The organism is Fibrobacter sp., assembly GCF_045601785.1.
Taxonomy (GTDB): Bacteria; Fibrobacterota; Fibrobacteria; order Fibrobacterales; family Fibrobacteraceae; genus Fibrobacter.
The window spans coordinates 50,546-74,915 of the sequence record NZ_JAZSAF010000013.1; the positions used below are offsets into that span (position 1 = coordinate 50,546).

The following is a 24,370-nucleotide window of genomic DNA, read 5'->3' on the forward strand; positions in this document are numbered from 1 at the left end:
TAAATTATTCCATGATGAGCCGGATGCTTCTCCAGACGTCGTTGCTCTTGCCGGAGTGATTTTCGATTCGGATGACGCTTGCGCCATTGGCGATTGTTATGTACTTGTCGTCGGCCATGTTGAAGCTGATCTCCTTTTCTCCGTAATCCGGGTGGTTAAGGTGTCTGGAACTGTAGTCTCCGTTGAAGCCTGTGACGCCGCCCGCCTTGAGCCCCGCCACCGAAGATCCTATCGACTTGGCGGCGAAAATCTTGTTGAACTGCTCGAAGTCGCTGCTTTTCGCCACGCGCCAGCCCTTCGGAGCAAAGTTCTTGTTCTGGGCGGCATCTTTCTTGAAGAACAGAACCTTGCCGTGCTTTTGGGGATTGGGCGTTCTGCTTGTCCACAGCCATTGCTTGGAATCGAGGGCTTTCCCTGTCCTATCGTGGGAACTCATGTAGTTTTCGCGGAGCCAGATCTTGTCGAAAATCTTGACGAGCGGGTACTTGTAGTCCGTATCGGTGGTGTAGTCGATTTTGCCATTGCCGCCGGATGTATAGGCTGTAGCCTTTTTCGCCTTCAGGTATGCGCCTTCGACGCTCCCGCTGAAGACGGTGGCACCCTTCGGCGGCGCGAGAGTGATTGCCGTTCCGCGAATGTAGACTTTTTTCGGTTCGCCCGCGTTGTTCTGCGAGTCTTCGGTCAAGGTGACGTTGGAACCGTTCCAGGATACCCTTGCGGGGCGGTGGGTGGCGTCTCCGACAAAGTAGCCCTTCTTCAGGTTCATCTTGTTGTTCTGTACCGGGTACACCACCGTCACGCGGTTCTTGGTGCTCAGTTCCGGAATGAATTCCTGGACGACCTTGGCCGTGAGCTGCCCGCCCAGGAACACGTCGTAGATGAGCGTCTCCGTGTCGCTTTCAACATACTTGGGCAAGGCGATTTCTGCCACAGCGCCGTTGTCGAATTTCGACCGGAAATCCGAAACGATCTCGTTACCTTCGAAATAGGCCTTGAGTTCGCGGTAACGGGCCTCGCCGTCGACGCCGTCATGTTCCAGCGTGAGGCTGCGGTCAATCAGCTCGTAGATGGGCTCCAGGCCTTCTTGCGGGAAATCGACCAGCGACAGTTCGTCGTAATGGATTTCTTGGATCCATTCATGCACTGTTTGCTTTACTTCGACAATCTTGCACTCGTCCTTCTTATTATTTTCGGGTTTGAACTGCAGATATTTATTTCTGCGATCGTTGTCGTTAATCCGGGGGTTAGGGTTGCAGTTCTTGAAGTGGTATGACACATCGTCGTAAATATTTTCCCTATATCCGAGTAGTTCCTTTTTCCAGTCCTGAATGGCGCTCTTGTCGGGGAGTCCGTCCTCGGCGGCGATTCTTGCCTTGCTCTCGCGGCCGCCTTCGACTTTGACTTTCAGGTTGGCTGCGGCAAGGTTCTGCTTGAGCGATGCCACCAGCTTTTGGGATGCCGTGTCGGTGGCACTGGCGTCGCCCGACTTGAGTGCCGCCGTGGACATCTGGTTCATGTCCATGCTGCCTTTGATATTGGCGGTGTTTGCGCTCATGGCAAAGCGGATTCGCCCGCCCAGGGTCGATTTCAAGACGACGTGGCTGCCGTAATCGCGCACTAGGTCGCGCTTCCAGTTCTTGTTCTTGCTGGAGTAGGCGTCGGAGAGCCCGTTGATGTCCTTCTTGACATAGGGAATCATGTAGTCTTCCTTGAGCTCGTCAAGTGAAATTTCGCTCGAGATGTCCACAATTCCCATGTTGATGTAGGCGAGCGCGAATTCGTAGGAAGTGTTGGCGGAAACTTCCAGGTTGAGCGAGTTCTCGATCTCGGCCTGGAAATTGTCCTGCTTCCCTGCGATGCCCATGCTTTGGGCCATCTTGTAGCCGACTTCGGCGACCGTTATCCCCGTGAACGACTTTTCGGTATAGTTGATGTTCGGGGATCCCACGGAGAATATGCCCGACTCGATCAGCTTCTTGGTGTCGAAGATTTCCTTTTTTATGGAGTTGTGTTCGGCGTAGCCTCCCTTGATGGCGTCGTAGCTATAGCCCACGGCAAAGATCTTGTTGGTCGATTCGATGGAACTCGCGTCGTTTTCGTCCAGGTCGGCATGGCCCTGCTGGGCGACGACAATGGTCCGTTCTCCGTCGGGGAGCTGCACCGTTACTTTGCCGTAGCGGCTCAGGTCGTAGTCGTTGTAGAGAACGTCGAGATCGACCGTAGCGTTCCCTGTCCCGGATTCTTCGCTGACACTTGCGAAGTCGGTCTCGTTGACGATTTTCCAGTCGCCATCGGTCGAGATGTCGATTTTGTAGGTACTGTCCTGAATACCAACCCAGAGCGTGTCGTTGCGGACAGTGGCGGATAGCGCGACCGAGCTGTCTTCGGTTTCTGCGAAGTTGCTGCAGGCGACAATAAGGGCAGATGCTGTTAATAGGCTGAATCCGCCAAATAATCTATCGAAAAGCATAAGCGAACCTCTTCTTTGAACATAGTTTTACGACTATAATATACCTATGAAAAATCATAAAATCAAATGCATAATTTTCATTAAAATAATCAATTATTTCTATTAAAAGAAATGCGGTGCGTATAAACTAAAAAGTTCCGCTGTTTTGCAGCGGAGCTTTTGTGTCGGTGAGGAGATCTATGAACTTTTGTAAGGATGGAATGTTTTCTTGCCTAAAAAACAAGCCCCAGACATTTGTCTGGGGCGGTTTGTTTATGTTGCCTTGTTCTTGGTTAGTTCTGGATCAGACGGACGTATACATCAGTGACCATGTTTTTGTCTGTTTCGACATTTCTGTATTTGACGGTGCTGCCCCCAACCAACGCGTATAGAACCGCTTTACTTGAATTGGTTGCATATTGCAAGTAAGTGAGATTCGAAGGCACGTAAGACACGTCGAGTGTGTTTAGATCCAGTCCCAGCAGACCGCAATCGCTTGATTCTCCGGCGGCCCGGCAGTCCTTCTTGCTGAGCATGGCGTTGGTGATCTTTGTAAATCCGTTAGCTTCGAGCTTGTTCGCAATTTCCTTGAACGCCGTGGTATCGGGGATTCTCCAACCTGCGGGGGCGTAGTCCCTCAACGCGATGTAGTTGCGGAACATAAGATTGATGTTGTATTGGTCGGTCGTCGGGTCTTTTATCGTTGTTTCATGGTAAACGCCCACTTTACTGTTCTTATTATCCGAATTCTTGGCGCCAGTGATCATCGGGTTTCCGTACTTGTCGACTGTGGTCGAGTAGTTCTCGCGGGTCCAGATGTGGTTGAATACCTTGACCAGCGGGTACTTGTAGTCGACGTTGACCGAAGAAATCACCTTGTACGGTGGTGCTATTTTCCCGAAGTATTTTTGTGCTTTCAGGTAGGAATCCTCTATGCGGCCTGCGAGAGGCGTGGTGCCGTTCGGGGCTTCAGCCATGACGGAGGATCCGCGGATGTAGAGCTTGTTTACCGCGCCAAAGTCGAGGTCGGCGTCTTCGATGATGGCCACGTCGGTTCCGTCCCAGCTGACGCGGGCGGGCTTGTGGGTCTTGTCGCCAATGAAGAATCCCATGTTGAAACGGACCTTGTTGTTGATGACCGGGTAGATCACCATGATCTTTTCCTTGTAGTTCTGGTTCGGGATGTATTCGAGCACGGCCTTTGCGATGAGCTGTCCGCTGGAGTAGATGTCCTTCACGAGCGTGTTGTTTTCCTTGTCCTCGATCTTCGGAACATCGATCACGGTCACGGTGCCGCATTCGTAGGTGCTGAAGTCGGCAATCACGTCCTTGCCTTCCATGTAATCTTTGAGCTTCTGCTTGCGTTCCTTCGCTTCGGGGCCGAGGTCCTCGTCGATGAGCTCGTAGATCGGCAGCACGCCGTCACCGGCGAGATCAATGAAGGAAGCGTTTTCGGTCTTGGTGACAGATTCCTTCCAGTTCTTGATGTCCTCGGGATTCAGGATCTTGGAGTCGGTCAGCTTGACGGCCAGGAGGTTGTCGCCACCCTTCACGTTTACCTTGATATCCATGTTTTCGAGGTTCGCCTTCAGGCTCATGCTCAGCTTGGAGTCGACCGTGTCTTTCGTCTTTGCGATGGCGCCGCTGTAGGCCGCCCTCGCGAAGGTCTTCATGTCGAACTGCGTGCTGATGTTTGCAACGTTGGCCGTCATGGACTGGCGGATGCGTCCACCGAGTGCTGCGCCCACCACGACGTGGGTGCCGTAGGTACGGATCAACTTCTTGAAGCCCTCGTTGCTGGTCTTGTAGTTCTTGTTGAGGCCGTTGATGGCGTCGTAGGCCGATTTTTTCATGAAGTTTTCAGGGTCGCTCTTGATGTCGTCAACGCCGATATCGAGCCCGACGGTCTGCGTGACCATGTTGAGGTAGGTCATGGCGAACTCGAAGGTGTCCTGGGCGGCCACCTTCAGGTCGTAGGAGGACTTCATCTCGGTCTCGAACTTGGCGATCTTTCCGCTCACGCCCACGCGGCTGCCCAATTCGTAGCTGATGTCGGCGATGGTCGAACCGGTGAAGGTCTTTTCGTGGTAGTCGACCGAGGTCGGGCTCAGCGTGATGCCGTTGAATTCCTCGATGAGGCTCTTCGTGTTGAAGATTTCCGCCTTCAGGCTGCTGTGGTCGGCGTAGGCGCCGGTAATGGCGTTGTAGCCGTAGCCCACGGCGTAGATCTTGTTGCTCTTGCCGATGTCGGAAGGAGCGTTTTCGCCGTAGTCACCGTAGTACTTCTGCACGCACTTGATGGTCCTGTCCTGGTTCGGGTCGTCGGACACGATGAAAAGGTTGCCTTCAAGGCGTTCGTCCAGGTCGTTGGTGAGAACCTTGAGCTCGACCGTCGCGGGGCCCGTGCCCTCGGTCTGGCTGATGGACTGGACGAAGTGGGTGCTGTCCTCGATGTGCCAGGGACCCTCGGCGGTGATGTTCAGTTCGTAGGTGCCGTCCTGCATCTCGAAGACCATGGCGTCGACGTCGTCAGACTTGGAAATGTCGGTTGCGGCTCCGGCGGGGGAGCTGGAGTCATCGGAGCATCCGGTGGTGAGAATCATGACTCCCGAAACCAGGAGGGATGCGATGGATGTCGTTGCGAATCTTGCAATGGCGTTCTGCTTGTTAGAATAGGTTGAAGTAAACATGGTGAAATCCTCTGTTGAAGGTTTTTTGTTTTCTGTTACATCCGTAATTTATCTTCGAAAATTCATAAAGTCAAATGCATAATTTTCATTGTTTTGATAATAAAAATTGATTGATTTGGCTAAGTGTCTATTTATATAAATAATTGATTAAAATGATTAGAATAATGCATTTTATAATATGGATGCAAAGATGTATATTCATAGTGTGAAAAGGAAAAACAATCCGTGCTGATAGGAATCAGCCACAAAGGAGTGCATTATGAAAATGAGCGTTAAATTCCTGGTCGCGATGGTTGCGGTCGTGTCTTTTGGCTATGCCGCTGGCAATTTTAAACAGCTTGGCTCAAGCGAAGGCGAAGCGGTGGCGGAAAGCTCTGTCGAATCTTCAAGGCTCCCGGCCTACAGCTATGCCGGAAACGACTCGATGGAAGCCGCCATATCGGCGTATGTCGTAGATGAATTCGGAAAGCACTACGCCAAGTCCGACGTGACCATCCCCATCGTAAACATTTTGGCGGTAAAACCGGCCAAGTTTGGCGAAACCCTAGTCTGGGGTTCGTTTTGGGTGCTCAACTACGAGCTTCGCGGCAACACGCTCTTCTGCGTTTCGGGTGGTGAATATCCGGGGGTTGCTCACCTGAAAAAAACGGGTGATGGCGGCTATGTCGTCAAGCGGGTAGATGTCGTCGAGGATGGCTCGCGCTATCTCAGAAGCGCAAAGAAAATCTTTGGCAAGCACTACGATGATTGGGAAAAGAACATGTCGGGAAACGATGCTCTCCGCGAAAGCAAACGCGCCGAGATGATTGGCGACTACGTCAAGGCGAACGACCTTTTTGTCACGATGTATCAGGATTACGGCTGGGACGCCAAGCAATTGTTCGCCAAATAATATACATTTAGTGACATGGATACTTCTATTCTCGATAAGGCAATTGTTTTTGCGGTCAAGGCGCACCAGGGCGTCGAACGCAAGGGGAAAGGTTTCCCCTACATAGTGCACCCGCTGGAATCGGTGTCGATTGCGGCGACCATGACAAGCGACCAGGAGCTCCTGGCCGCTGCTGTATTGCACGATACCGTTGAAGACACGGCGGTGACGCTCAAGGATGTCGAACGAGAGTTCGGCAAGAGGGTGGCAGAACTTGTTGAAGCAGAATCCGATATCGAATTCGAAGGCAAGACCCGCGAAGAAAGCTGGCGCCTTCGTAAAGAAGAAGCGATTGAACGTTTGTCTTCGGCAACTAACGAAGTCAAAATTGTAGCGCTTGCAGACAAATTAAGCAACATCCGCGCCATCTACCGTGATTACCAGGCCATAGGCGACAAGGTATGGGACTTGTTCTGCGTAAAGGATGCCGCTTCGCACGAATGGCATTTCCGCGGACTTGCGCGCGCGCTTTCTAGTCTCAAGGGGACATTCGCCTACGCGGAATTTACCGAGACGATCGACAAGGTTTTTGCCAAGTAGGGTGAATCATGACTGCAGAAACCCCGAAAGAATATAACCTGTCGCACAACGAGGCGATGATCCTTGAAGACTACCGCGAACAGCGCAGTGTCTTTGAAAGGCTGCTCGGTATAGTCAAGAATACCCTTGAAGAAAGTGTCGCTGAAAACAAAATCTATATCAACGCCATTGAAGGTCGCGTCAAGGCTGAAGACAGCCTTGTAGGCAAGCTCGAACGAAAGTCCGGCAAGTACTCGTCACTTTCGGACCTCACCGATATTCTTGGCGTCCGCGTCATCACCTTCTACAGCGACGAAGTCGACAAAATCGCCGCCCTGGTGAGCCGCACCTTTGAAATTGACTGGGAAAACAGTATCGACAAGCGCAGAATGCACGAAATTAACAGCTTCGGCTATAATTCCCTGCACTATATCTGTCGCTTACCTAAGGAACGATTCTTTGATCCGGAGTGCCCGCAGCTGAACGAAATCCGCTTTGAAGTGCAGATGCGAACGGTGCTGCAGCATGCCTGGGCGGTGCTCGACCACGATACCGGCTACAAGTCCGGTTTCGAAGTCCCCAGGGAATACCTGCGCAACTTGAACCGCATCGCGGGAATGCTCGAACTGATTGACGAACAGTTTAGTCAGATTCGTTCGGGTATCAACGATTACCGACGCCAGGTGCAGTCCCTAGTGAGTTCGGGAAGCTTCGACGAAGTGGAATTGAACGGCGACTCGTTCAGCAATTATCTGGAGCTTCGTCCGTTCGATATGCTGAACAGACGCATCGCTTCTATCAACCAGGCTGAAATTCATGAAACATCGCTATCCCGTTTCTTGAATGTGTTCGCCTCTTTCGGATTCAAGACGCTGGGCGATATCGACAGGCTTCTCAAGAGAGATTCTGAAGATGCCTACCAGCTTGCTGCGTTCCAGCTCGCCAATACGGATCTCGACATCATCAATTCATCACTCGGCGTGATTGCCCTCTGTTCTGTCCATGTGCTCAAACAGGGGGGCGGCGTTCTTGAATTGACTCGTTTCTTAGAAACGCTCAATGGCGTGTCGACCAGCAACAAGCACCGTGCCGAAAGTCTTTTCCGCGTATCGCAGAACCTAGCCTTCTTGAAAAAGTAACGCGAAAGTGTGCGTGCAGCCCGATTGTGTCATCCTGAGCGAGTGAAACGAGTCGAAGGATCTCAAGTAGAAATAAAAAAGCCCCCGGCATTGCTGCTGGGGACCTTTGCTTTTTTGGAGGGATTGAAGCTTATTACTGCTGCGGGGGCATTGGCGGCGGGTTACCGTGCGGGCCGTGTTCTTCATGCGGTCCTTTCGGGCCTTTCCTGAATTCGCGGAACTTCTTCATTTGTTCCTTGTGGAACTGGTTGAACTTGTCGAACTGTTCCTTCGAAAGGATGCCTGCAAGCGTCTGCACGCCATTGATGCGGTGTTCGAGCAGAGCCCTGTCGGCGTCGAGGACCTTCGCCTTTGCCGTTTCGATGGCGTTCTTGTCGCCACTTTCAAGGGCTTCGCCAAGGGCCTTCTCGGCTTCGTGCTTGTTCTTGCGGAGATCCTTGAACAGGGAATCTCCTTTGGTGCGGCTCGCTTCGATGGCTGCCTTCTGTTCCGGCGTCACCTGCAGCAGGGAATCCATTTCGGCAAAGTCCATCTTGCCCTTGAATCTCGGGCCGGGGCCCTTGAAATCTCCATGCGGGCCCTTGTGTTTGCCCATGTGATGGTTGCCGTGTTCACAAGGGGCGTTCATGGCGCTGTGTTCGCAGGGGGCCCCTTTCTTGCAGCAGGACATGTCCATACCGCCGCAGCAACATCCGCCTTTGAGAGTTCCCAGGAAAAATCCCAGGGCGAGTGCAAGTACGGCAATGCTTACGGCGAATAGTTTGTTTCCGTTCATGGTGTTACTCCTTGGTTAAATAGCTGAAACCGACCGTTTCTTCTAGGGTCTCGAAGTCGTCGCTCGTTGAGTTGCCCAGGCTGGAATACCAGCTGGAGACTTCGCCCGGCGTCGAGCTGTAGATGGCGACATATTCGGTCGAAATGGATCCGTTTCCTTCTACGTTGTTCGAGATAGAAGGGAGAAGCGCAGTCAGGGCGACGAGCGCAATGCTTGCCGCTAGCGGGATGGCGCTGTACCAGGCCTTAATCGAGATGATTTTTCCCTTGGGTGTAGCGCGGGCTTCTGCATCCAGGCGCTCACAGACTTTAGCCCAGGAATCGCCCCTGGGAGTAAGTCTTTCGAGCTTCGAGAAATCGATTTTTTCGCTCATGGTTACACTCCTTTCTTGCGTTCTTTCAAATAGTTCCGGACGAAGTTCCTTGCGCGGCTGAGCCTTGCCTTGATGGTGCCTTCGGGCATCCTGAAGATTTCGGCCAAGTCCTTCACATCTAGGTCCTCGGCGTCCTTGAGCCAGAGCATGCTGCGGTTTTCGGCGTTGAGCGCGTTTAGTCCCGCTTCAAGCAGTTCCGGGTCGAAGCTTTCGCTTTTGGCGTCACCTTGGCCGAGCGCCGATTCCACGATGGCGTCGAGGTTGTCCTCTTCGAGCTCGTGGTGTCGCTTCTGGGCGCGCAGCTTCATGAGGCAGGCGTTTACCGTGAGCCTGAAAAGCCACGTGCCGAGAGCGGACTGTCCGCGGAATCCCTTGACGGCCTTGGGAACCTGCACAAAGACATCCATCAGAATGTCTTCGGCCTGGTCGCGGTCCTTCAGCATGCGGAAGGCGAGGTTCAGCACGTTTGCGCTGTGTGCCTGCCAGAGCAGGGCCAAGGCTTCGCGTCCACCTTCCAGGAGATGTTGAAGAATCACTTTTTCGTCCATTGTACCCTTTTGATGCCTAGGGGGCGGCTCCGGTTGCATAAAAAATGAAAATTTTGCGGCGGGTCGTCGGTTTTAGGGCAGGGTTTGCGCAAAACCCGCAATGTCGATGAGCTCTTCGAGCGTAAGTTCGTCGATATAGGCTTCCATGCTGCGTTCAGGGTCGCCAAAGTTCACCTGGTACCAGAAGGTGGGCATGTCATCGCGGGCGCGGTCGCCAATAAAGGCGGGCTTTTCGTAGTAGAGCGAAAAGTTGAAACGGTGCCCGTCGTCTCCGTGGCAGGGCCTGCAGTTCTGCATGAATAGCTTTTCGCCGCGCTTGATGTTTGCTCCCTTGATTTTCCCGTCCTTGTCGAGCAGCTTGTAGACCAAGAGCGCCATGCGGGCATCTTCCCGCGTGAGCGTGTCGCCAGGGGAACCTGGCACAGGCTTTTCCGCTTTGACGGAATCGCTGGCAGAAGCAAAGGCCGCCCCGCCCAGCAATAGCCCGTAGGTGGTTACAAAAAGAACCGCCAATAATGTTGCCCTTTTGTAGAACATGAGTTGAATTTAGTAATATTCCAGTATGCGTTGTTTGAAATGGATCCGTTCGGCTTTGGCGGCGTGTTCGCTGTTGCCGGCATTATCTTTGGGAGCAGAGGTCACTGTGGGTGCTTTCTCTGAAAATCTGTTGTTTAGCGGTCGCTGGGACCACGGCAAGGAATACAGCCGTACAAGTGCCCCGGCCGCCATGGTGCAGTTCAATGCGCAGGCAAAGGAGCTGCTGTTTGAAATTTCGGGCGAAGCCCGCTTCCGTATAGACGAAGACGGCAAGCAGATTGCCGTCATCTCGACGGATGCTCGCGATGTGTATAAAGTAAAAACGACCGGTACTGCCAGTCCGCACCTGTATCGGCTGATCAAGATCAGCGAAAGCAACCCGGGCGGAATCCACCTTTACAAGGTGTCAACCGACAAGTCGGGCAAGTTCCTTGCTCCGCCCAAGCATAACAACCGGCGCATCGAGTTCATCGGTGACTCCTACACCGTGGGCTACGGGGTAGAAGGCCAGCTTGGCGACCCGGATTCCTTCGTGTTCAAGACGACGAACTCTTCCAAGGGTTACGCTTTCTTGCTTGCGGATGGCTTCAGGGCGGACTTCCAGATCAATGCGTTTAGCGGGCGTGGAATGGTGCGCAACTATGACAACATCGTGCCGGAATGGCCGGTGACCCGTCTCTACGAATACACCGTTCCGGGGCTTGCCCCCGAAGACCTCGACAAGGGCGTTCCCGACGAGAGCCTGCGCTACGATTTCGGAAGCTTCCATCCGCAGGTCATCGTCATCTTCGTCGGTATCAATGATTTCCAGGGCAACCCGCCCTACGCCGACAAGGACGAATACAAGAAGGCCTATGTGGCGCTGCTTGAAAAGCTCCGCAAGGCGCATCCAGGTGTCAAGTTCCTGCTGGTGTCCACCAAGGTGTGGCCAAACGACGACATGACCCCGACGGTCAAGGCCGTCTACGACAGCCAAAAGGCCCTTGGAAAGAAGGATCTGGAATTTGTCGAAGTCCATACCGAAAACACGGCTCTCCACGGGCATCCGAGCGAACATTCCCAGGCGGACCTGGCAAGGACGCTCCGTTCCATCGTTGCTAGGCTGGGTGGCTGGCTTTCTAGGTGATTTTACGCACACTTAAAAGGGACTATTCTTGTCTTTTTGGTCTTTTTTATATATTTAAGTGGGGAATAAAGATGGAAAACGATTATGTCTAGGATTTTTGAGAAGATATACGTGCTGTTCAGGATGAATCTCCTGATCTTTGTGCTGTTGGCTGTAACGGTCATCGCTTTGTTCGCGTATCAGAACGGCCTAGATGTCATCGAGCCCCTTTACCTGTCCGATTATCCCTACTTGATGGCGGAAACGGACTCTGCCGATGGTGGCGCCTCTGCGGTCAAGCTTTCCCGCACGGACTCTTCCATCATCGTCGACTATGAACTGAAGGAAGGCTACGCTTACCCGTACGTGGGCGTGAAGATCTTCCTTGGCGACGGCAAGACCCGCGGCAAGGACCTTTCTAAGTTCGACAGCATTTTTGTGTGGGTAAAGCCCCGCGGCGAAGGAACGGTCCGTCTCTACATGCGTGGCTACGACAGCACCTTCTCTCGCCCCGGCGACGAGACTTCGCTCAAGTTCAACGAAATTGAATTCTTCCCGCTGGAAGAAACTTACCCGGCAGTGTTCGTCCCGCAGGAATTCCGCGTGGCAGGTTGGTGGGTCGCCCAGAACGAAATCAACGTCCACAAGGCCCGCGTCGACCTTTCGAACATTCCGCTGATTGAAATCCAGACGGGTACGAACGCCCCGCTCGGCTACGGCACTCTTGAAATCAAGGGGCTCTGCTTCAAGGGCAAGAAGATTGAGAAGGAAGAACTCGCGACCGCCCTTGTCGCTCTATGGTTCATCACCTTCTTCGTGATTTTGGTGATTCGCTTCTTCGATTACAGCCGCGAACGTGCCGCCAACAAGAAGAAGCGCGAAGAGCTCGAAAAGAACCTGCGCGCCCTGGAAATCGAGAAGAGCGAATACGAGCGTTCCAGCAAGGAAGACCCGCTGACCGGGTGCCTGAACCGCGCGGGCTTCAGCAGCGTGCTCATGCGCGAACAGGAGAACCTGCAGAAGAACGACAGCCCCGTGTCTTTCGTGATCCTGGACATCGACCACTTCAAGCAGGTGAACGACACCTACGGCCACATCGTGGGCGACGAGGTGCTGGTGAACCTTGCAAAACTCATCCAGAGCAAGATCCGTAACACCGACGCACTGGTGCGCTGGGGCGGCGAAGAGTTCGTAATCCTTTGCGGAGACACGCCTATCCAGAATGCGCAGTTCCTTGCCGAAAAGCTTCGCATGGCCATCGAGAGCACGCAGCTTATCAAGCAGCAACAGATTACCTGCTCCTTCGGTATTGCCGAGATGATTGCAGGCGAAGACCCGAAGCGCCTGTTCGAGCGCGCCGACAAGGCCCTGTACGCCTCCAAGGAAAACGGCCGCAACCGCGTGACGAGTGCAACCTTCAGGCACACCCGCTAAACATCCTAGTCATTTACGGAGATTTATTGTGCCCGTCAACTACATGACGGGCTTCTCTTTTTGGTGCTTTATCAAACGGCGACTTTAAACGCGTTGAGCGGACTCTTGGCGGGAATCTTGTTTTGCTGCTGCAGCCGCGACACGATGATTCCCGGTCTGATCTGGAATTTTCTTGCGAAGAAATCCACGCACTCCTTTTTGGCGAACTGCCCGCAGCAGATGATTTCGCATTCTTCGGTTTCGGTCATTAGAAGGCTTTCGGCGATGCGCGAGGCTTCGGCGCAATAGCGGTTATCATCGCTAGATTGGGGATTGGTCGCACATTTCGCTGCGGCAGGTAGCATGAGACAAGGCCTTTTGGTGTGTTCCTGCAGGATATGCCCCACAGCGTGGTAGACCGCTTCCAAGAAGGAACTGTCGCTCATGGGCGCTGTCGAAAGTTGGATGATGGGCTGCTGCCCTTTCCAGAAGACGGCGCTCCTAGGTGCCGGAGCCGAGATGAATGCAGGAACCTGCAGAACACGGATGTCGCATTTTTCAAGCGTTTCGACAACGGTATTCCGCAAGCTTTGTCGGAGGGGCTCGGAATTTCTGCGCAGAAATTTTAAGTTGTTTGCAATGATCCCGCGGTACAGGAAAATCTCTTTGGAGGGTGTTTTCACCTGGAGTTCGCCTAGGCGAATCCATGCGGAATAGGTGTAGGGGTTCACCGAATTTTGCACGATGGCGTATCTCTTTTTCCAGCCGTCGACGGATGCGACTCCCAGGAACTTCATGATTTCGCGGGGCAACAATCCTGACCTGAATTTCTGGGTGAAGCTCATGCCGTCGCTTTTGCGGATGAAGCCGAGGCTTTGCAGCTCTCGAACAGGAAACCTTTGTGCCCAGGAAATGTATTCGTCAGAACGGAAACGATGCTCGAAGGAACATCTTGCCTGCTCCAGTGCAAGTTTGTCTTCGCCATTGGTAATGTTCCAAAGGTCTGTGGCGGGGGCGTCGAGCAGGAATTCAATTTCGCATTGCTTCTCTGCCGAAAAGTGGTCGACGAGCGTTCTGCGGGAATAACCGAGTCGTGCATAGAGCTCGTCTTGCGAGAGGTCCTTCAGCTTCATCGCACTACGGACGGCATCGTTGAAAATGTCGCTGCTTGTCATCATGGAGCTTTAGATGTCCTTTCCGCTGCGGGCAAAGAAGGCGAGCAGTGCGAACGCCCCTGCGATGATTCCAATGAGCGGCATGTCCGCCTGTCCGCGCAGAAACATTTTCAGAAGGCGCACCATCTGCGACGACAAGAATGCATAGCCCGCGCTGCACAGCACGACAAACAGCGCGAACCTTCCAAGAAACGGGATGCTCCGCGTGATTTTCTTGAAGTAGTTGTTGATGTAGCCGCCGTAGATGATGAGAATCGTGGCGACAAGGCCCACCGAAATGGAATCCATGTGGAGCCGCAAGAAGTTTGCAAACTGGTGGATGTAGGGCTGCATGGTATAAAAATACTAAAAAGAAAAAGGGAGCGCAATGGTGCGTTCCCTTTTTCCCGTACTCCGTAATTGGAGGCTGTTAGCCCCCTGGAGGTTATGGGGATGTTTAGCCCCAATTTAGAATGCTTGATATATTTGTTGTTATAACCCGCCAAGTTAGATAAGTCGGTTGCGCTTTTAATCAGGTATATGTCACCATCCGCATCGAAGGTGTAATCACCGAGTTGTTTTGTTGCTCCCCACGAGGTGACCGCGGTAAGCAGGATTAGGAATAGCGACAGAATCGCTTTTGAAAGTGAATGGGCTTTGGAGTTGGGTCTCATTAGGTTGCTCCTCTTTTTCATTTTCTGTAAAACATTCGGGACGGATAGCCTTATGGCGTGGCGGTGTGGGTGAGTGAGTGGCATAGGGATGGCTTGCGGGGTTCTTGCCTTTTGCTAAATTTGTTTCCATGAACTATTCTATTCCTCAAGAAGTTTTTGTTGGTGCTGCCGAACAGTACGGCACCCCCCTTTGGCTCTATGACCGCGCTACCATCGAGAAGCGCGTCAAGGAGGTCCAGGTTTTTGACACCGTGCGCTTTGCCCAGAAGGCATGCCCGAACCTCTCCATCGTAGCGCTGGTGCGCAAGTTGGGCGGCGTGGTGGATGCCGTCTCTGCAGGCGAAATCGTGCGTGCCCTCAAGGCGGGTTTCAAGGGCGGTCAGCAGAAGGGCAAGGCTCCTGAAATTGTCTACACCGCAGACATCTTCGACAAGGACGCTCTTGAACTCGTGAAGAAGTATGACATCGCCGTGAACGTGGGCTCGCCGGACATGATCCAGCAGCTTGCTGATTTCGGTGTGAAGTCCGAACTAACCATCCGCGTGAATCCGGGTTTTGGCCACGGTCATTCCCGTAAGACTAACACCGGTGGCGACCTCAGCAAGCACGGCATCTGGCACGAACAGATCAAGGACTGCATCAAGCTCGCTCAGGCGAACGGCATGTGGATTACAGGGCTCCACATGCACATCGGTTCCGGCTCCGACTTCGAGCACCTCTCGCAGGTTTGCGACGCGATGGTGGACGCTAGCCGTCGCCTGGGCTCTCACCTTCGCACCATCAGTGCAGGGGGCGGTCTCCCGATTCCGTATCACGAAGAAGACAAGGGCAACCGCATCGACGTGAACGCCTACTACAAGCTGTGGGACGATGCCCGCAAGCGTATTCAGCAGAGCATCGGTCACGAGGTACACCTTGAAGTGGAACCCGGTCGCTACCTGGTGGCCGAAAGCGGTTACCTGATGGCTGAAATCCGCGCCGTCAAAAAACAGGGCGATAATTTGTTCTACCTGCTGGACGCGGGCTTTACCGACCTCGTTCGCCCGAGCTTCTACGGGAGCTATCACGGCATTTCCATCATCGCCCGCGACGGTCGCGAGATGAACGAGATGGTCGATGCAGTGGTGGCGGGCCCGCTCTGCGAATCCGGTGACGTATTCACGCAGGAAGAAGGTGGCTTCGTGGTGACCCGCAAGCTCCCGAAGGCAAAAGTCGGCGACTTGTTGATTCTCCATGACGCAGGCGCCTACGGGGCTGCCATGAGCAGTAACTACAACAGCCGCCGCTACGCCGCCGAGACCATGTACACGAACGGCGAACTCAAGGTCATTCGCGAAAGGCAGACTTTTGAACAGCTGTTGCAGAACGACAGGATTATTGATTTATAAACGGCGCATTACGGCGTTTCCCCAAAGGGGATAACTCTCACTAAGAGGCTACGCCTCAAGTGTCGTATAGCTCGCTCCCTCACGTACGTTTTAGTACGCTACGGGAGCTCGCGCCTTGTCTTGCTTGTTTCTAAATCAATATCAAAATGTGAGCATCATTTTATTTTTAAGGCTTTCGTCAAATAATGGCGAAAGTCTTTTTTTTGAAAAGTCGCCTATTGTAAGACAGCCTTGAATTCGGGTATTGAAATATTCTATATTTGCCTGTACCAAATGGTTCAACCCTCAAATCAAGGCAACAAAATGTCAGATCGTTTTATCGTGACCGGCAACTTCACTGATGACCCGTTCGCCATCGACATGGCCCAGTACATCGGCCTCCGTGAAGATATTTCCGACGTGGTCTCCTTGAAGACCTTCGCAAACTCCGAATTCTGCCCCCGCTACATGCTGGACGTGGACGACATGGAACATATCGGCCGCCGTCTGGAAGGTAAGATCGTGTTGATTTGCTCGGTTTCGAACCATGAACGCAGCCGTAACGACTACGCCATGCGCAACTGCATCCTGGCCCGCGCCGCGAAGGACAACGGTGCCGAGCAGGTGGTGCTTGTTGAACCCGACCTGTTCTACAGCGCTCAGGACAGAGGCCCCCACCGCATCGGCGAACTCGAAAAGGACCGTCCGGATGTCGACCTCAAGAAGTTCGATGGTCAGGCCTTCACGAGCCTCCTCTATGCCGAACTCCTGAAGAAGTCCGGTGTCGACGCCGTGGTGACCGTGCACAACCACAGCATCAAGGTGCAGAACCTGTTTGCCGACATCTTCGGCAAGGACAATTTCCACAACCTGATTCCGACCGACGTCTACGCCCACTACATCAAGAACAGCAACTTCGTGCAGACCGGCAAGGACGGCAACAACCTGGTGATCGTCTCTCCGGACAAGGGCGCACGCCCGTTCATGAACGCCGTCTACGAGGCGCTTGACCTGCCGGAATGCAAGCGCGTGGTGATGGACAAGGTCCGTACCGGTGAACGCGAAATCAGCATGACCTTCAACCCGGAACTCTCCGACATCAGCATCGAGGAAATCGAGGGCAAGGACGTCATCGTGTTCGACGACATGGTGCGTACCGGTACGACGATCGTGCAGTGCTGCGAACACATCAAGAAGGGTAATCCGAACCGCGTGTGCTTCGGCGTGACGCACTTCCACACGAGCCCCGAGGCCCGCGAGAAGCTCAACAGCCCGGCCATCGACGAAATCCTCACGACGTCTACGCTCCCGGACATCATGAACCGCGACTGCCAGGGCCGCCTCCGCAAGAAGCTCACCGTGATGAAGCTCGGCAAGTGGATCGCACGCCACGTGATGCAGATGTACGGTCTGGACGACGGACGCTTCGAGAAGGACTTCTACAAGATTGACATGTCCTCGAAGAACCCGCGTTGGCCCCCTCAGTTCTTCTAGTTTGTAACTAAAATTATACACAAATGAATAAACCCCTGGATGACTTTTCATTTGGGGGTTTGTTGTTGTTGTCAACAACGTTTATCTATATTTTTTTGAAAAAAATTCCTTTTTGGGAAAATAATTATTTAATTTTCGTTTTATCCATTTTATTTGCTTTATAAATAAGGAGTAACAATGATTTCTAAAAAAGTTCTTTTCCCCCTTGCTGCCGTTGCGATGGCTTCTTTCGTTGCTTGTGGCGATGACAGTTCCTCGGGCTCTCCGGCATCCGGCAATACCGCCCCGGCAAGCGTTCCGACCTTTATGGACATCGACAAGTATGAATGTTCTGCAACGGTAAACAAGTGCGCCAAGGTTCTGATTGAAGACAAGAATGACACCATGCAGTGCGATGGCGTGAATGCTTGGAGATCGCTGGTTACAGGTCCTATTGCCGCCTGTGAAGCTGCGTCGCAGCCTGCCGAAGAAATTCCGGCTGATCCCGCCACTGAGACCCCGACCGATCCCGCCACAGAAACTCCGGCAGACCCTGCCACAGAAACTCCGGCAGACCCTGCCGCAGAAACTCCGGCTGATCCTGCCACAGAAACTCCGGCAGACCCTGCCGCAGAAACTCCGGCTGATCCTGTTGCTGAAACTCCGGCTGATCCTGCTGCAGAAACTCCGGCTGATCCTGTTGCTGAAGAACCTGCTACTGGTACGGTCGGTTGCATGAAGGCTGGTATTTGTTCTGAAGGTCCTGCAGCTATGGCTTCTGAATGCGCTGCTGAAGAAGGCGAAGAACTTCTTGATGCATGCCCGGCTGGTGGCGAAGCCTGTGATATTGGCGAAGAAGGCATCACGATGTATTTCTACGCAGACGCACCAATGTCTTGTGCTGACTATAAGGCGATGATCGCGGCTTTCTCCAATATGGGTCAGTAATTCCCTAGCGAAAGCTAAAGGTATTTCAGCGAAGGGCTCCCCGAAAAGGGGAGCCTTTGCTGTTTCTTGGTGGAGTACTTTAAAGACCGTTCGGCTCAAATGAACCTAGACAATGTGATATCGCCTCACTCTCGCGGCCACGACTCGTCAATACGAGTCGCTTGCTGCTCACAAAGACCGTTCGGCTATTCGTTTCGCCTACATCGCTTGCAGCAAGAGAATCGCGAGCACTTGTCCGCTCAAGATTCGTAGCAGCATGGTGAGCGGGTAGACCGAGGCGTAGCCGATGTTCACTGCTTCGCTGTCAGCCTGGCTGTTCGCGAAGGCGAGGGCGGGCGGGTCGGTGGTGGCGCCTGCGAGTACGCCGCAGAGCGAAAGGAAGTTGACTTTGAAGACCAGGTGGCCGACGGTAGCCATGATGGCGAGCGGGACGAAGGTGATGATGGCGGCCAGTCCCATGTAGTAGAGTCCGTCGCCGTTCAGGAGCACGTCGAAGAACTTGATGCCTGCGTTCAGGCCGACGCAGCTGAGGAAGAGCGTGAGGCCGAATTCGCGGAGCATGAGGTTTGCGCTGTTCGCCATGAAGAAGTTCAGCGGGCCAATCTTGCGTTTGCGGCTGAGGAGGATGGCCACGATCAGCGGGCCTCCGGCGAGACCGAGCTTCAGCGGTGTCGGCATTCCGGGGAGGGCGAGCGGGATGCTTCCGACGATGACTCCGAGGAAGATCCCCAGGAACGCGGGCAATATTTCGGGGTGGTCAAGCGCGGTGAGCGAGTTGCCTAGTTCCTTCTCGGCGGCTTCGATGCCTTCGGCGGTGCCGACGACTCTTAATTTGTCTGCGAACTTGATGCGCAGGTCGAGACGTCCCGTGAACTTGAATCCGCTGCGGACCACGCGGCTGATGTTGACTCCGTAGCGTTCCGCGAGTGCGAGCGATTCAATGGTGCGGCCGAGAATTTTCTTGTTGGTGACGAGGATCGTCTTGACGACTATCGGCTTGTCGGCGTTGCTCGTTACATGCGTGATGGGCTTTTCGAGGCGGTGTCCGATAATCTTTTCCATGGCGGCGACCGCTTCGGGCATGCCCACGATATGCAGCTTGTCGCCTTCCACGATGACGGTATTTCCGTTCGGGGTAGTGATGTTCCCGTTGCGCAGGAGACGCGTGACCACGACTCCGCTCGAAATCAGGTCGGGGATATCCTTGAGCGTCACTCCGAACAGGTTGGGATTGTCAACCGTAAGGCTGCAGGATTCGATTTCCTTGGCGTTCGCCGCGATGTCCTTGGCGTAGCTTTCGGCTGCCTTGGCCGGATTCTGCCTAAAGATGACTCGCATCAGAATCATCACCAGGATGATTCCTATGACGCCGAACGGATATGCAACAGCGTACCCGATACCCGTAAGGGATGTGTCCACCCCGGCCGCGGCAAAGGCTGAGTTAGCGGCTCCAAGGGAAGGCGTGTTCGTGACGGCGCCACAGAGCATTCCGATGAGCACGGGTACGTTGTTATGCATATCGGTAAAGAAATACAGGCAAAGCGTCACGACAACGCCAAGCAGCACGATTCCTGTCGAAAGGACGTTCAGCACCAGGCCGTGGCGGCGTATGGAATCCATAAAGCCGGGGCCCACCTGCATGCCGATGGTGTACACGAAAAGGATTAGGCCGAATTCCTGGATAAAGTGGAGGACGTTGCCTTCGACGCGGAGGCCGAGGTGTCCGAGCAGGATGCCCACGAAGAGAGCCCCTGCGCCCCCGAGGCTAATTCCCTTGACCTTGATTTTGCCGACCATGAGGCCGATGGCGGCCGTGAGCGCAATCGCCACAACCTGTTGCCCTACCGAGGGCTTCGTGAATAAGTCGATTAACCAGTTCATAGTGATCTTGAGATTTCGCCTACGGCGCTTTGGTTTGGTTGTCTAGGTGGTGGAAGGCTAATAAATATAATTCAGAATTATTTCTTGATGCAACGGACAGAGGCTGCGATACTTTTGTTGAAGTGCTCGTAGGTGATTGTGGAGTCGGTGACGCGCACGAGATAGGCTCTGGAGTCGTCGTAGGCTTCGTTTGTCCAGTAGCTTGCGCTGGCGTCCTTGTCGGCGAACTTGCCATCGAAATACCTGAATCCCGCAAATTTCACGTTGAAGCTGCTCGCCTTCTTGAGCTCTTCGACGGTTGCCTTGCCGAAGGCTGCCTGGTAGTCCTTTTGGGTGGGGAGTGCCCAGCCGCTTGGGCAGAGAGCCGTGTTTGCGGCATTCCATGTATAGAGTCGTCCCATTTGGTCGCAGTTGGCGTGGTCGTTCCCGTAGCACACGCTGGAGTCGGGAATGTAGGTGCCCATGTTTTCGGCGGTCCAGACGGCCTCTCCGATTTTCATGGTCTTGTAAACTTTTTCGGGGCAGGAGAGCGTGCTCGCGGCTTCGTCGTAGTTGCAGACATTTGCCTGCTCGCAACCGCTGAAAGCGATGGCGGCAGCAAGTGTGGTGGTAACAAGTACAGCGGCTTTAAAAATCTTTTTCATGGAAAACTCCTTGGGGTGTTGTTTTTTCAAGCCGAAATTTAGAACACTTTCTTGCCGATGTCTAATAGATTATTTATATTGAAACAATCAATTATTTTGATGAATCGAAAAGGAGAGCCCGTCAAATGGAACTCACGCATATCAAATATTTCTTGGAAGTGGCGCGTACCGAACATGTGACCAAGAGCGCTCAGACGCTCTGCATTGTGCAACCTGCGCTCACGCATGCACTCCACAAGCTCGAAGACGAACTGGGCGTAAAGCTGTTCCAGTCGAGTGGCAGAAACATCAAGCTCACCGAGGCAGGTAACTACTTCTATAAGAAGGTGAAGCCGCTTTACGAAGACATCGAGGCTCTCCCCGCAAGGCTCCGCGCCAAGTCTGATACGCAGACCGTGACGGTTAGCCTTAAGGTGCTTGCCGCGTCTTCGTTCGTGACCAATGCCGTCGTGCAGTTCAAAAAGCAGGCCCCGGACCTTCGCTTCTACCTTGTCCAGCGTGAAGAGTCCACCTTGTACGATATCTGCATCCAGACTTTCGCCAACTACCATAAGCCTGAAAAGGAAAACCCCGACGAAGAAACCTTCGTGTGCTCCGAGAACATTTACTTGGCGGTGCCCAATACGGCTGAATTCAAGAAGCGCGACAGCATCTCGCTGCATGAACTGGGCGATACCAACTTCATCGGCCTTTACGGCTCCAAGCAGCTGCATACCATTTGCGAGGACTACTGCAACCGCATCGGTTTCAAGTCGCATGTCGTTTTCGAAAGTGACAACGCCCTTGCCGTGAAGGATGCCATTGCAAGCGGTCTCGGCGTGGGCTTCTGGCCTGAATTCTCTTGGGGTAAGATCAACAACCGTAAAATCAAGCTCTTGAAGATTACCGATGCGGAGTTTAAGCGCGATATCGTGATTACGCTCGTGAAGATCAAGCAGGACAATTCTCGGACGGAAGCGTTCTTCAAGTTCTTGGTATCGATGTTGAAAAAAAACTCCAAGTAAAGCAAACAATTGATACAGCGGTATACAAAATTGTCTCTTTTTCTGTAACACCCTGCGGAAAATAAGGGTATTTTCATTCTTGTGAAAAAACAAGGGATGTTTATGATTAAAAAACTTTTGACTGCGTGCGCCATCGGCGCTTCTGTGGGGACTTCTGCTCTTATGGCAGCCCCGCTCCTTACCAACGGTGATCTGTCTTACGGTGATGGCGGCTGGTACATCTGGAACAATCCCGATGGCCCTGCCAAGTACGAAGGCAAACTCGGCGAAATGGGGCTCGGTATTGACGGAAGCGAAGGTGTCAAGGTCACAGTGACCGAACTGCCGAACCCCTCTTGGGGACTCCAGTTGCAGCCGCCCAAGTGGCTCGCCGACTCCGCCTACTACAAGCTCACCTTCAAGGCGAAGGGCAACATGCCCATTAACGCCATCATTCAGGGTGGTCCTCCCGACTACCGTCAGAAGGAAAGCGCCTCGTTCATGCTTACCAAGGACTGGAAGGAATATTCCATGATTTTCCTTGCCGACCAGAAGGGTTACGGCGTGAATAACGTGACTTTCCACGTGGGACTCGCCAAGGGCTGGCTCCAGATGGATGATGTGGAAATCGAGAAGATCGAAGGCATGGATGACATGAGCTGGTACAACAATTCCGCCGCACGCATTGACAGCCTGCGCAAGAAGGAATTGACGCTTAAGGCTGCCCCCGGCGCCCAGGTGAAGGTGGAACTCATGCGACACGCGTTCCCCTTCGGAACAGCACTCGCTCTCTACCCGACTAAGGACAGCGTCGAAACCTGGTACCGCAAAACCGCCAATAAGTACTTCTGGTACGGCGTGCCTGAGAACCAGTTCAAGTGGCCCGATTACGAACCCAAGAAGGGCAAGATCCGCCGCGAAGAATTCAAGCAGTACCTGGATTACGTGAACGATTACAAGTGGGGTTTCCGCGCCCATACGCTCGTGTGGGGCCACCAAGGTTACGGCTTCGACAAGCACTTCAGTAACCAGGGCAGCTGCAAGGACATTTCGAAAAAGATCAAGGAACGCATCACCCGCGACGTGAAGGAATACAAGGGCCGTATCAAGGAATACGACGTGTGGAACGAAGCTTTCCACGAACCGTTCATCTTTAACAAGTGCGGCTGGGACCTGTTGGATAGCGCCCACGTTTGGGCTCACCGCGCCGACCCCGATGCGCGCCTCTTCATCAACGAATACAACGTGGTGTCCGCCGGTGAAACCGACCGCCTGTACGAAATTGTGAAGGGTATGCTCGAACGCAAGGTTCCTGTACACGGTATTGGCGTGCAGTGCCACTTTGGCGACCGCCAGCTGAACCCGGCATTCATCAAGGCGCGCCTCGATAGGCTCGGATCTTTGGGTCTCCCGATCAAGGTCACGGAACTTGACTTTGGCGATTGGCAGAAGGGCATGTACTTCGGCGAAGAAGAACAGGCCAAGCGCTACGAAATGTTCCTGCGCATCGCATTCAGTCACCCGGCGGTCGAAGGCATTATCCTGTGGGGCTTCTGGGATGGCCGCCACTGGGTCAAGGAAGGCGGCATCGTGGCCATGGACGGTCGCGAAAAGCCCGCCGCCAAGCTCATTTACGACTTGTGGCACAAGGTGTGGACCACCAACGGAACGTTCAAGGCCGACGAAAACGGTGTCGTGAAGTTCCGCGGCTACCCCGGCAAGTACAAAGTAACCATCGGCGACAAGTCCGAAATGGTTGAGTTAAAGTAGCTCAACGTCATTGCGAGCGAAGCTATACGATACTAAGGCAACTTGTTGCCTTAGTAGAGTTATCCTCTTTGTGGAGAAGCAATCTACTCCTAAAAGAGCCTCCCGGTTTATCAGGGAGGTTTTCTTTTTTATATTTCACTCCACAAACCATAGTGAGGAAACAATGAAGAATTTCTATAAAATGGCAACGGCTACATGCGCCTTGACTTTCTCCGTGGCATTCACCGCCTGTGGTGACTCTACGTCTGCAAGCGATAACGGCGAATCTACGGCTTGCAACGAAGCCGTGAAGGCGGAGTGCCCCGCAACGCTTGAAGAAGGCACCATCTGCGATAGCCGCGACGGGCATGTCTACAAGATTACGACTGTCGGCTCGCAGGTCTGGATGGCAGAGAACTTGAACTACTATTCCTGCAACATCAAGGACGACAGCTGGTGCTACGAAGACAATGCGGAAAATTGCGATAAGTATGGCCGTCTGTACAGCTGGACTGCGGCGATGGGAATTGATAAATCCTACCAGACTGAGTACGCAAACCTGACCGGGGTGCAGCGTGGCAACTGCCCCGAGGGATTCCACATGCCGTCCGAAGCCGAATGGAGCGATTTCTACGACTTCGTAGCGAACTACGCTATAGAACAAAGCAACGACGAAGGTGCGGTTGTCCGCGCCAAGGATGCGTGGCCGAACGAATCGTATTATCCGGCTACGGATGATTTCGGATTTGCGATGCTGCCCGCTGGAAGAAAAAACTTTACCGGTTATGAAGAACTTGGCGAAAAGACATTTTTCTGGACTGCGGACGAAGACCATCGTGATGTTGTCGGTGGTCCTCGCAATGTCGGCATCTGGACCGTGTCGAGCATGTTCGGCTTTGGTGGCGGCTCGCTCATGAAGGACGAAGGCCTCTCCGTGCGCTGCATTAAGGACTAAAAATTTCTGCATAGACGAAAATGCCCCGCGATAAAATCGCGGGGTTTTTCTTATTGCTATTAA

Annotated in this window: 21 protein-coding genes; 11 read left to right on the top strand and 10 right to left on the bottom strand. The window is 53.4% G+C overall.

All coding sequences use genetic code 11. From position 1 onward, the window contains the following. Nucleotides 1-4 precede the first annotated feature (4 nt). Both ACKI61_RS02365 and ACKI61_RS02370 read right to left on the bottom strand, forming a co-directional pair. Nucleotides 5-2,470 carry an MAC/perforin domain-containing protein gene (locus tag ACKI61_RS02365; protein ID WP_407456209.1) on the bottom strand — a complete coding sequence of 822 codons (2,466 nt, stop codon included), beginning with the start codon at nt 2,468-2,470 and terminating at the stop codon, nt 5-7. 272 nt (nt 2,471-2,742) lie between these two features. Next, a complete protein-coding gene (locus ACKI61_RS02370) occupies nt 2,743-5,139 on the bottom strand; it encodes an MAC/perforin domain-containing protein (RefSeq protein ID WP_407456210.1) in 2,397 nt (798 codons plus the stop codon). A gap of 259 nt (nt 5,140-5,398) precedes the next feature. Between ACKI61_RS02370 and ACKI61_RS02375 the strand changes: the two genes are divergently transcribed. From ACKI61_RS02375 to ACKI61_RS02385, 3 genes are read left to right on the top strand one after another with little or no spacing between them, the layout of a single operon-like run. After that, nucleotides 5,399-6,031, top strand: coding sequence for a hypothetical protein (locus ACKI61_RS02375; protein WP_407456211.1), 633 nt, complete (start codon nt 5,399-5,401; stop codon nt 6,029-6,031). Nucleotides 6,032-6,046: 15 nt separating this feature from the next. After that, entirely contained in the window at nt 6,047-6,610 is a 564-nt protein-coding gene (locus ACKI61_RS02380; protein ID WP_407456212.1) for an HD domain-containing protein, read from the top strand. An 8-nt stretch (nt 6,611-6,618) separates the two neighbouring features. After that, entirely contained in the window at nt 6,619-7,728 is a 1,110-nt protein-coding gene (locus tag ACKI61_RS02385) for a GTP pyrophosphokinase family protein (RefSeq protein ID WP_407456213.1), read from the top strand. A gap of 133 nt (nt 7,729-7,861) precedes the next feature. Here the strand turns inward: ACKI61_RS02385 and ACKI61_RS02390 are convergent, their stop codons facing one another. The 4 genes from ACKI61_RS02390 to ACKI61_RS02405 form a co-directional block, all read right to left on the bottom strand. After that, on the bottom strand, nt 7,862-8,503 hold the full coding sequence (locus tag ACKI61_RS02390; RefSeq protein WP_407456214.1) for a Spy/CpxP family protein refolding chaperone: 642 nt from the start codon (nt 8,501-8,503) through the stop codon (nt 7,862-7,864). Between the two features lie 4 nt (nt 8,504-8,507). After that, nucleotides 8,508-8,876, bottom strand: a complete 369-nt coding sequence (locus ACKI61_RS02395) for a hypothetical protein (RefSeq protein WP_407456215.1) — start codon at nt 8,874-8,876, stop codon at nt 8,508-8,510. A 2-nt stretch (nt 8,877-8,878) separates the two neighbouring features. After that, the gene (locus ACKI61_RS02400) at nt 8,879-9,412 is read right to left on the bottom strand and encodes an RNA polymerase sigma factor (protein ID WP_407456216.1); all 534 of its coding nucleotides are present in this window, start codon (nt 9,410-9,412) and stop codon (nt 8,879-8,881) included. Between the two features lie 84 nt (nt 9,413-9,496). Then, nucleotides 9,497-9,961 carry a c-type cytochrome gene (locus tag ACKI61_RS02405; RefSeq protein WP_407456217.1) on the bottom strand — a complete coding sequence of 155 codons (465 nt, stop codon included), beginning with the start codon at nt 9,959-9,961 and terminating at the stop codon, nt 9,497-9,499. A 25-nt stretch (nt 9,962-9,986) separates the two neighbouring features. Between ACKI61_RS02405 and ACKI61_RS02410 the strand changes: the two genes are divergently transcribed. After that, nucleotides 9,987-11,087: a GDSL-type esterase/lipase family protein gene (locus ACKI61_RS02410; protein WP_407456218.1), complete on the top strand. Its 1,101-nt coding sequence runs from the start codon at nt 9,987-9,989 to the stop codon at nt 11,085-11,087. An 84-nt stretch (nt 11,088-11,171) separates the two neighbouring features. Further along, nucleotides 11,172-12,500, top strand: a complete 1,329-nt coding sequence (locus tag ACKI61_RS02415; protein ID WP_407456219.1) for a GGDEF domain-containing protein — start codon at nt 11,172-11,174, stop codon at nt 12,498-12,500. A 71-nt stretch (nt 12,501-12,571) separates the two neighbouring features. Here the strand turns inward: ACKI61_RS02415 and ACKI61_RS02420 are convergent, their stop codons facing one another. Together ACKI61_RS02420 and ACKI61_RS02425 are read right to left on the bottom strand one after the other, a co-directional pair. Then, a complete protein-coding gene (locus ACKI61_RS02420; protein WP_407456220.1) occupies nt 12,572-13,657 on the bottom strand; it encodes a hypothetical protein in 1,086 nt (361 codons plus the stop codon). 6 nt (nt 13,658-13,663) lie between these two features. Further along, nucleotides 13,664-13,987 carry a DUF3392 family protein gene (locus ACKI61_RS02425; RefSeq protein ID WP_407456221.1) on the bottom strand — a complete coding sequence of 108 codons (324 nt, stop codon included), beginning with the start codon at nt 13,985-13,987 and terminating at the stop codon, nt 13,664-13,666. 448 nt (nt 13,988-14,435) lie between these two features. Here ACKI61_RS02425 and lysA point away from each other — a divergent pair, with 448 nt between their 5' ends. The 3 genes from lysA to ACKI61_RS02440 all read left to right on the top strand — a co-directional run bounded on the left by lysA (nt 14,436) and on the right by ACKI61_RS02440 (nt 18,095). Continuing rightward, the gene (lysA, locus tag ACKI61_RS02430; RefSeq protein WP_407456222.1) at nt 14,436-15,695 is read left to right on the top strand and encodes a diaminopimelate decarboxylase; all 1,260 of its coding nucleotides are present in this window, start codon (nt 14,436-14,438) and stop codon (nt 15,693-15,695) included. Nucleotides 15,696-15,998: 303 nt separating this feature from the next. Further along, nucleotides 15,999-17,168: a ribose-phosphate diphosphokinase gene (locus tag ACKI61_RS02435; protein ID WP_407456223.1), complete on the top strand. Its 1,170-nt coding sequence runs from the start codon at nt 15,999-16,001 to the stop codon at nt 17,166-17,168. 177 nt (nt 17,169-17,345) lie between these two features. Continuing rightward, nucleotides 17,346-18,095: a hypothetical protein gene (locus ACKI61_RS02440; RefSeq protein ID WP_407456224.1), complete on the top strand. Its 750-nt coding sequence runs from the start codon at nt 17,346-17,348 to the stop codon at nt 18,093-18,095. A gap of 198 nt (nt 18,096-18,293) precedes the next feature. Here the strand turns inward: ACKI61_RS02440 and ACKI61_RS02445 are convergent, their stop codons facing one another. Beyond that, on the bottom strand, nt 18,294-19,976 hold the full coding sequence (locus ACKI61_RS02445) for a putative transporter (RefSeq protein WP_407456225.1): 1,683 nt from the start codon (nt 19,974-19,976) through the stop codon (nt 18,294-18,296). 77 nt (nt 19,977-20,053) lie between these two features. Continuing rightward, the gene (locus ACKI61_RS02450) at nt 20,054-20,620 is read right to left on the bottom strand and encodes an FISUMP domain-containing protein (protein WP_407456226.1); all 567 of its coding nucleotides are present in this window, start codon (nt 20,618-20,620) and stop codon (nt 20,054-20,056) included. A 125-nt stretch (nt 20,621-20,745) separates the two neighbouring features. Between ACKI61_RS02450 and ACKI61_RS02455 the strand changes: the two genes are divergently transcribed. The 3 genes from ACKI61_RS02455 (at nt 20,746) to ACKI61_RS02465 (ending at nt 24,307) form a co-directional block, all read left to right on the top strand. Continuing rightward, the gene (locus ACKI61_RS02455; RefSeq protein WP_407456227.1) at nt 20,746-21,624 is read left to right on the top strand and encodes a LysR family transcriptional regulator; all 879 of its coding nucleotides are present in this window, start codon (nt 20,746-20,748) and stop codon (nt 21,622-21,624) included. 102 nt (nt 21,625-21,726) lie between these two features. Next, nucleotides 21,727-23,373, top strand: coding sequence for an endo-1,4-beta-xylanase (locus ACKI61_RS02460; RefSeq protein ID WP_407456228.1), 1,647 nt, complete (start codon nt 21,727-21,729; stop codon nt 23,371-23,373). A gap of 181 nt (nt 23,374-23,554) precedes the next feature. Continuing rightward, nucleotides 23,555-24,307, top strand: coding sequence for a fibrobacter succinogenes major paralogous domain-containing protein (locus ACKI61_RS02465; RefSeq protein ID WP_407456229.1), 753 nt, complete (start codon nt 23,555-23,557; stop codon nt 24,305-24,307). Nucleotides 24,308-24,370: the final 63 nt, after the last annotated feature.

Excerpts from the sequence above, each read along its gene's own strand:
- ACKI61_RS02415 (WP_407456219.1), top strand. The coding sequence starts at position 11,172 with ATGTCTAGGATTTTTGAGAAGATATACGTGCTGTTCAGGATGAATCTC.
- ACKI61_RS02380 (WP_407456212.1), top strand. The coding sequence starts at position 6,047 with ATGGATACTTCTATTCTCGATAAGGCAATTGTTTTTGCGGTCAAGGCG.
- ACKI61_RS02420 (WP_407456220.1), bottom strand. The coding sequence starts at position 13,657 with ATGATGACAAGCAGCGACATTTTCAACGATGCCGTCCGTAGTGCGATG.
- ACKI61_RS02385 (WP_407456213.1), top strand. The coding sequence starts at position 6,619 with ATGACTGCAGAAACCCCGAAAGAATATAACCTGTCGCACAACGAGGCG.
- ACKI61_RS02410 (WP_407456218.1), top strand. The coding sequence starts at position 9,987 with ATGCGTTGTTTGAAATGGATCCGTTCGGCTTTGGCGGCGTGTTCGCTG.
- ACKI61_RS02365 (WP_407456209.1), bottom strand. The coding sequence starts at position 2,470 with ATGCTTTTCGATAGATTATTTGGCGGATTCAGCCTATTAACAGCATCT.
- ACKI61_RS02435 (WP_407456223.1), top strand. The coding sequence starts at position 15,999 with ATGTCAGATCGTTTTATCGTGACCGGCAACTTCACTGATGACCCGTTC.
- ACKI61_RS02405 (WP_407456217.1), bottom strand. The coding sequence starts at position 9,961 with ATGTTCTACAAAAGGGCAACATTATTGGCGGTTCTTTTTGTAACCACC.
- ACKI61_RS02370 (WP_407456210.1), bottom strand. The coding sequence starts at position 5,139 with ATGTTTACTTCAACCTATTCTAACAAGCAGAACGCCATTGCAAGATTC.
- ACKI61_RS02390 (WP_407456214.1), bottom strand. The coding sequence starts at position 8,503 with ATGAACGGAAACAAACTATTCGCCGTAAGCATTGCCGTACTTGCACTC.
- ACKI61_RS02465 (WP_407456229.1), top strand. The coding sequence starts at position 23,555 with ATGGCAACGGCTACATGCGCCTTGACTTTCTCCGTGGCATTCACCGCC.
- ACKI61_RS02445 (WP_407456225.1), bottom strand. The coding sequence starts at position 19,976 with ATGAACTGGTTAATCGACTTATTCACGAAGCCCTCGGTAGGGCAACAG.
- ACKI61_RS02395 (WP_407456215.1), bottom strand. The coding sequence starts at position 8,876 with ATGAGCGAAAAAATCGATTTCTCGAAGCTCGAAAGACTTACTCCCAGG.
- ACKI61_RS02375 (WP_407456211.1), top strand. The coding sequence starts at position 5,399 with ATGAAAATGAGCGTTAAATTCCTGGTCGCGATGGTTGCGGTCGTGTCT.
- ACKI61_RS02455 (WP_407456227.1), top strand. The coding sequence starts at position 20,746 with ATGGAACTCACGCATATCAAATATTTCTTGGAAGTGGCGCGTACCGAA.
- ACKI61_RS02450 (WP_407456226.1), bottom strand. The coding sequence starts at position 20,620 with ATGAAAAAGATTTTTAAAGCCGCTGTACTTGTTACCACCACACTTGCT.
- lysA (WP_407456222.1), top strand. The coding sequence starts at position 14,436 with ATGAACTATTCTATTCCTCAAGAAGTTTTTGTTGGTGCTGCCGAACAG.
- ACKI61_RS02460 (WP_407456228.1), top strand. The coding sequence starts at position 21,727 with ATGATTAAAAAACTTTTGACTGCGTGCGCCATCGGCGCTTCTGTGGGG.
- ACKI61_RS02425 (WP_407456221.1), bottom strand. The coding sequence starts at position 13,987 with ATGCAGCCCTACATCCACCAGTTTGCAAACTTCTTGCGGCTCCACATG.
- ACKI61_RS02440 (WP_407456224.1), top strand. The coding sequence starts at position 17,346 with ATGATTTCTAAAAAAGTTCTTTTCCCCCTTGCTGCCGTTGCGATGGCT.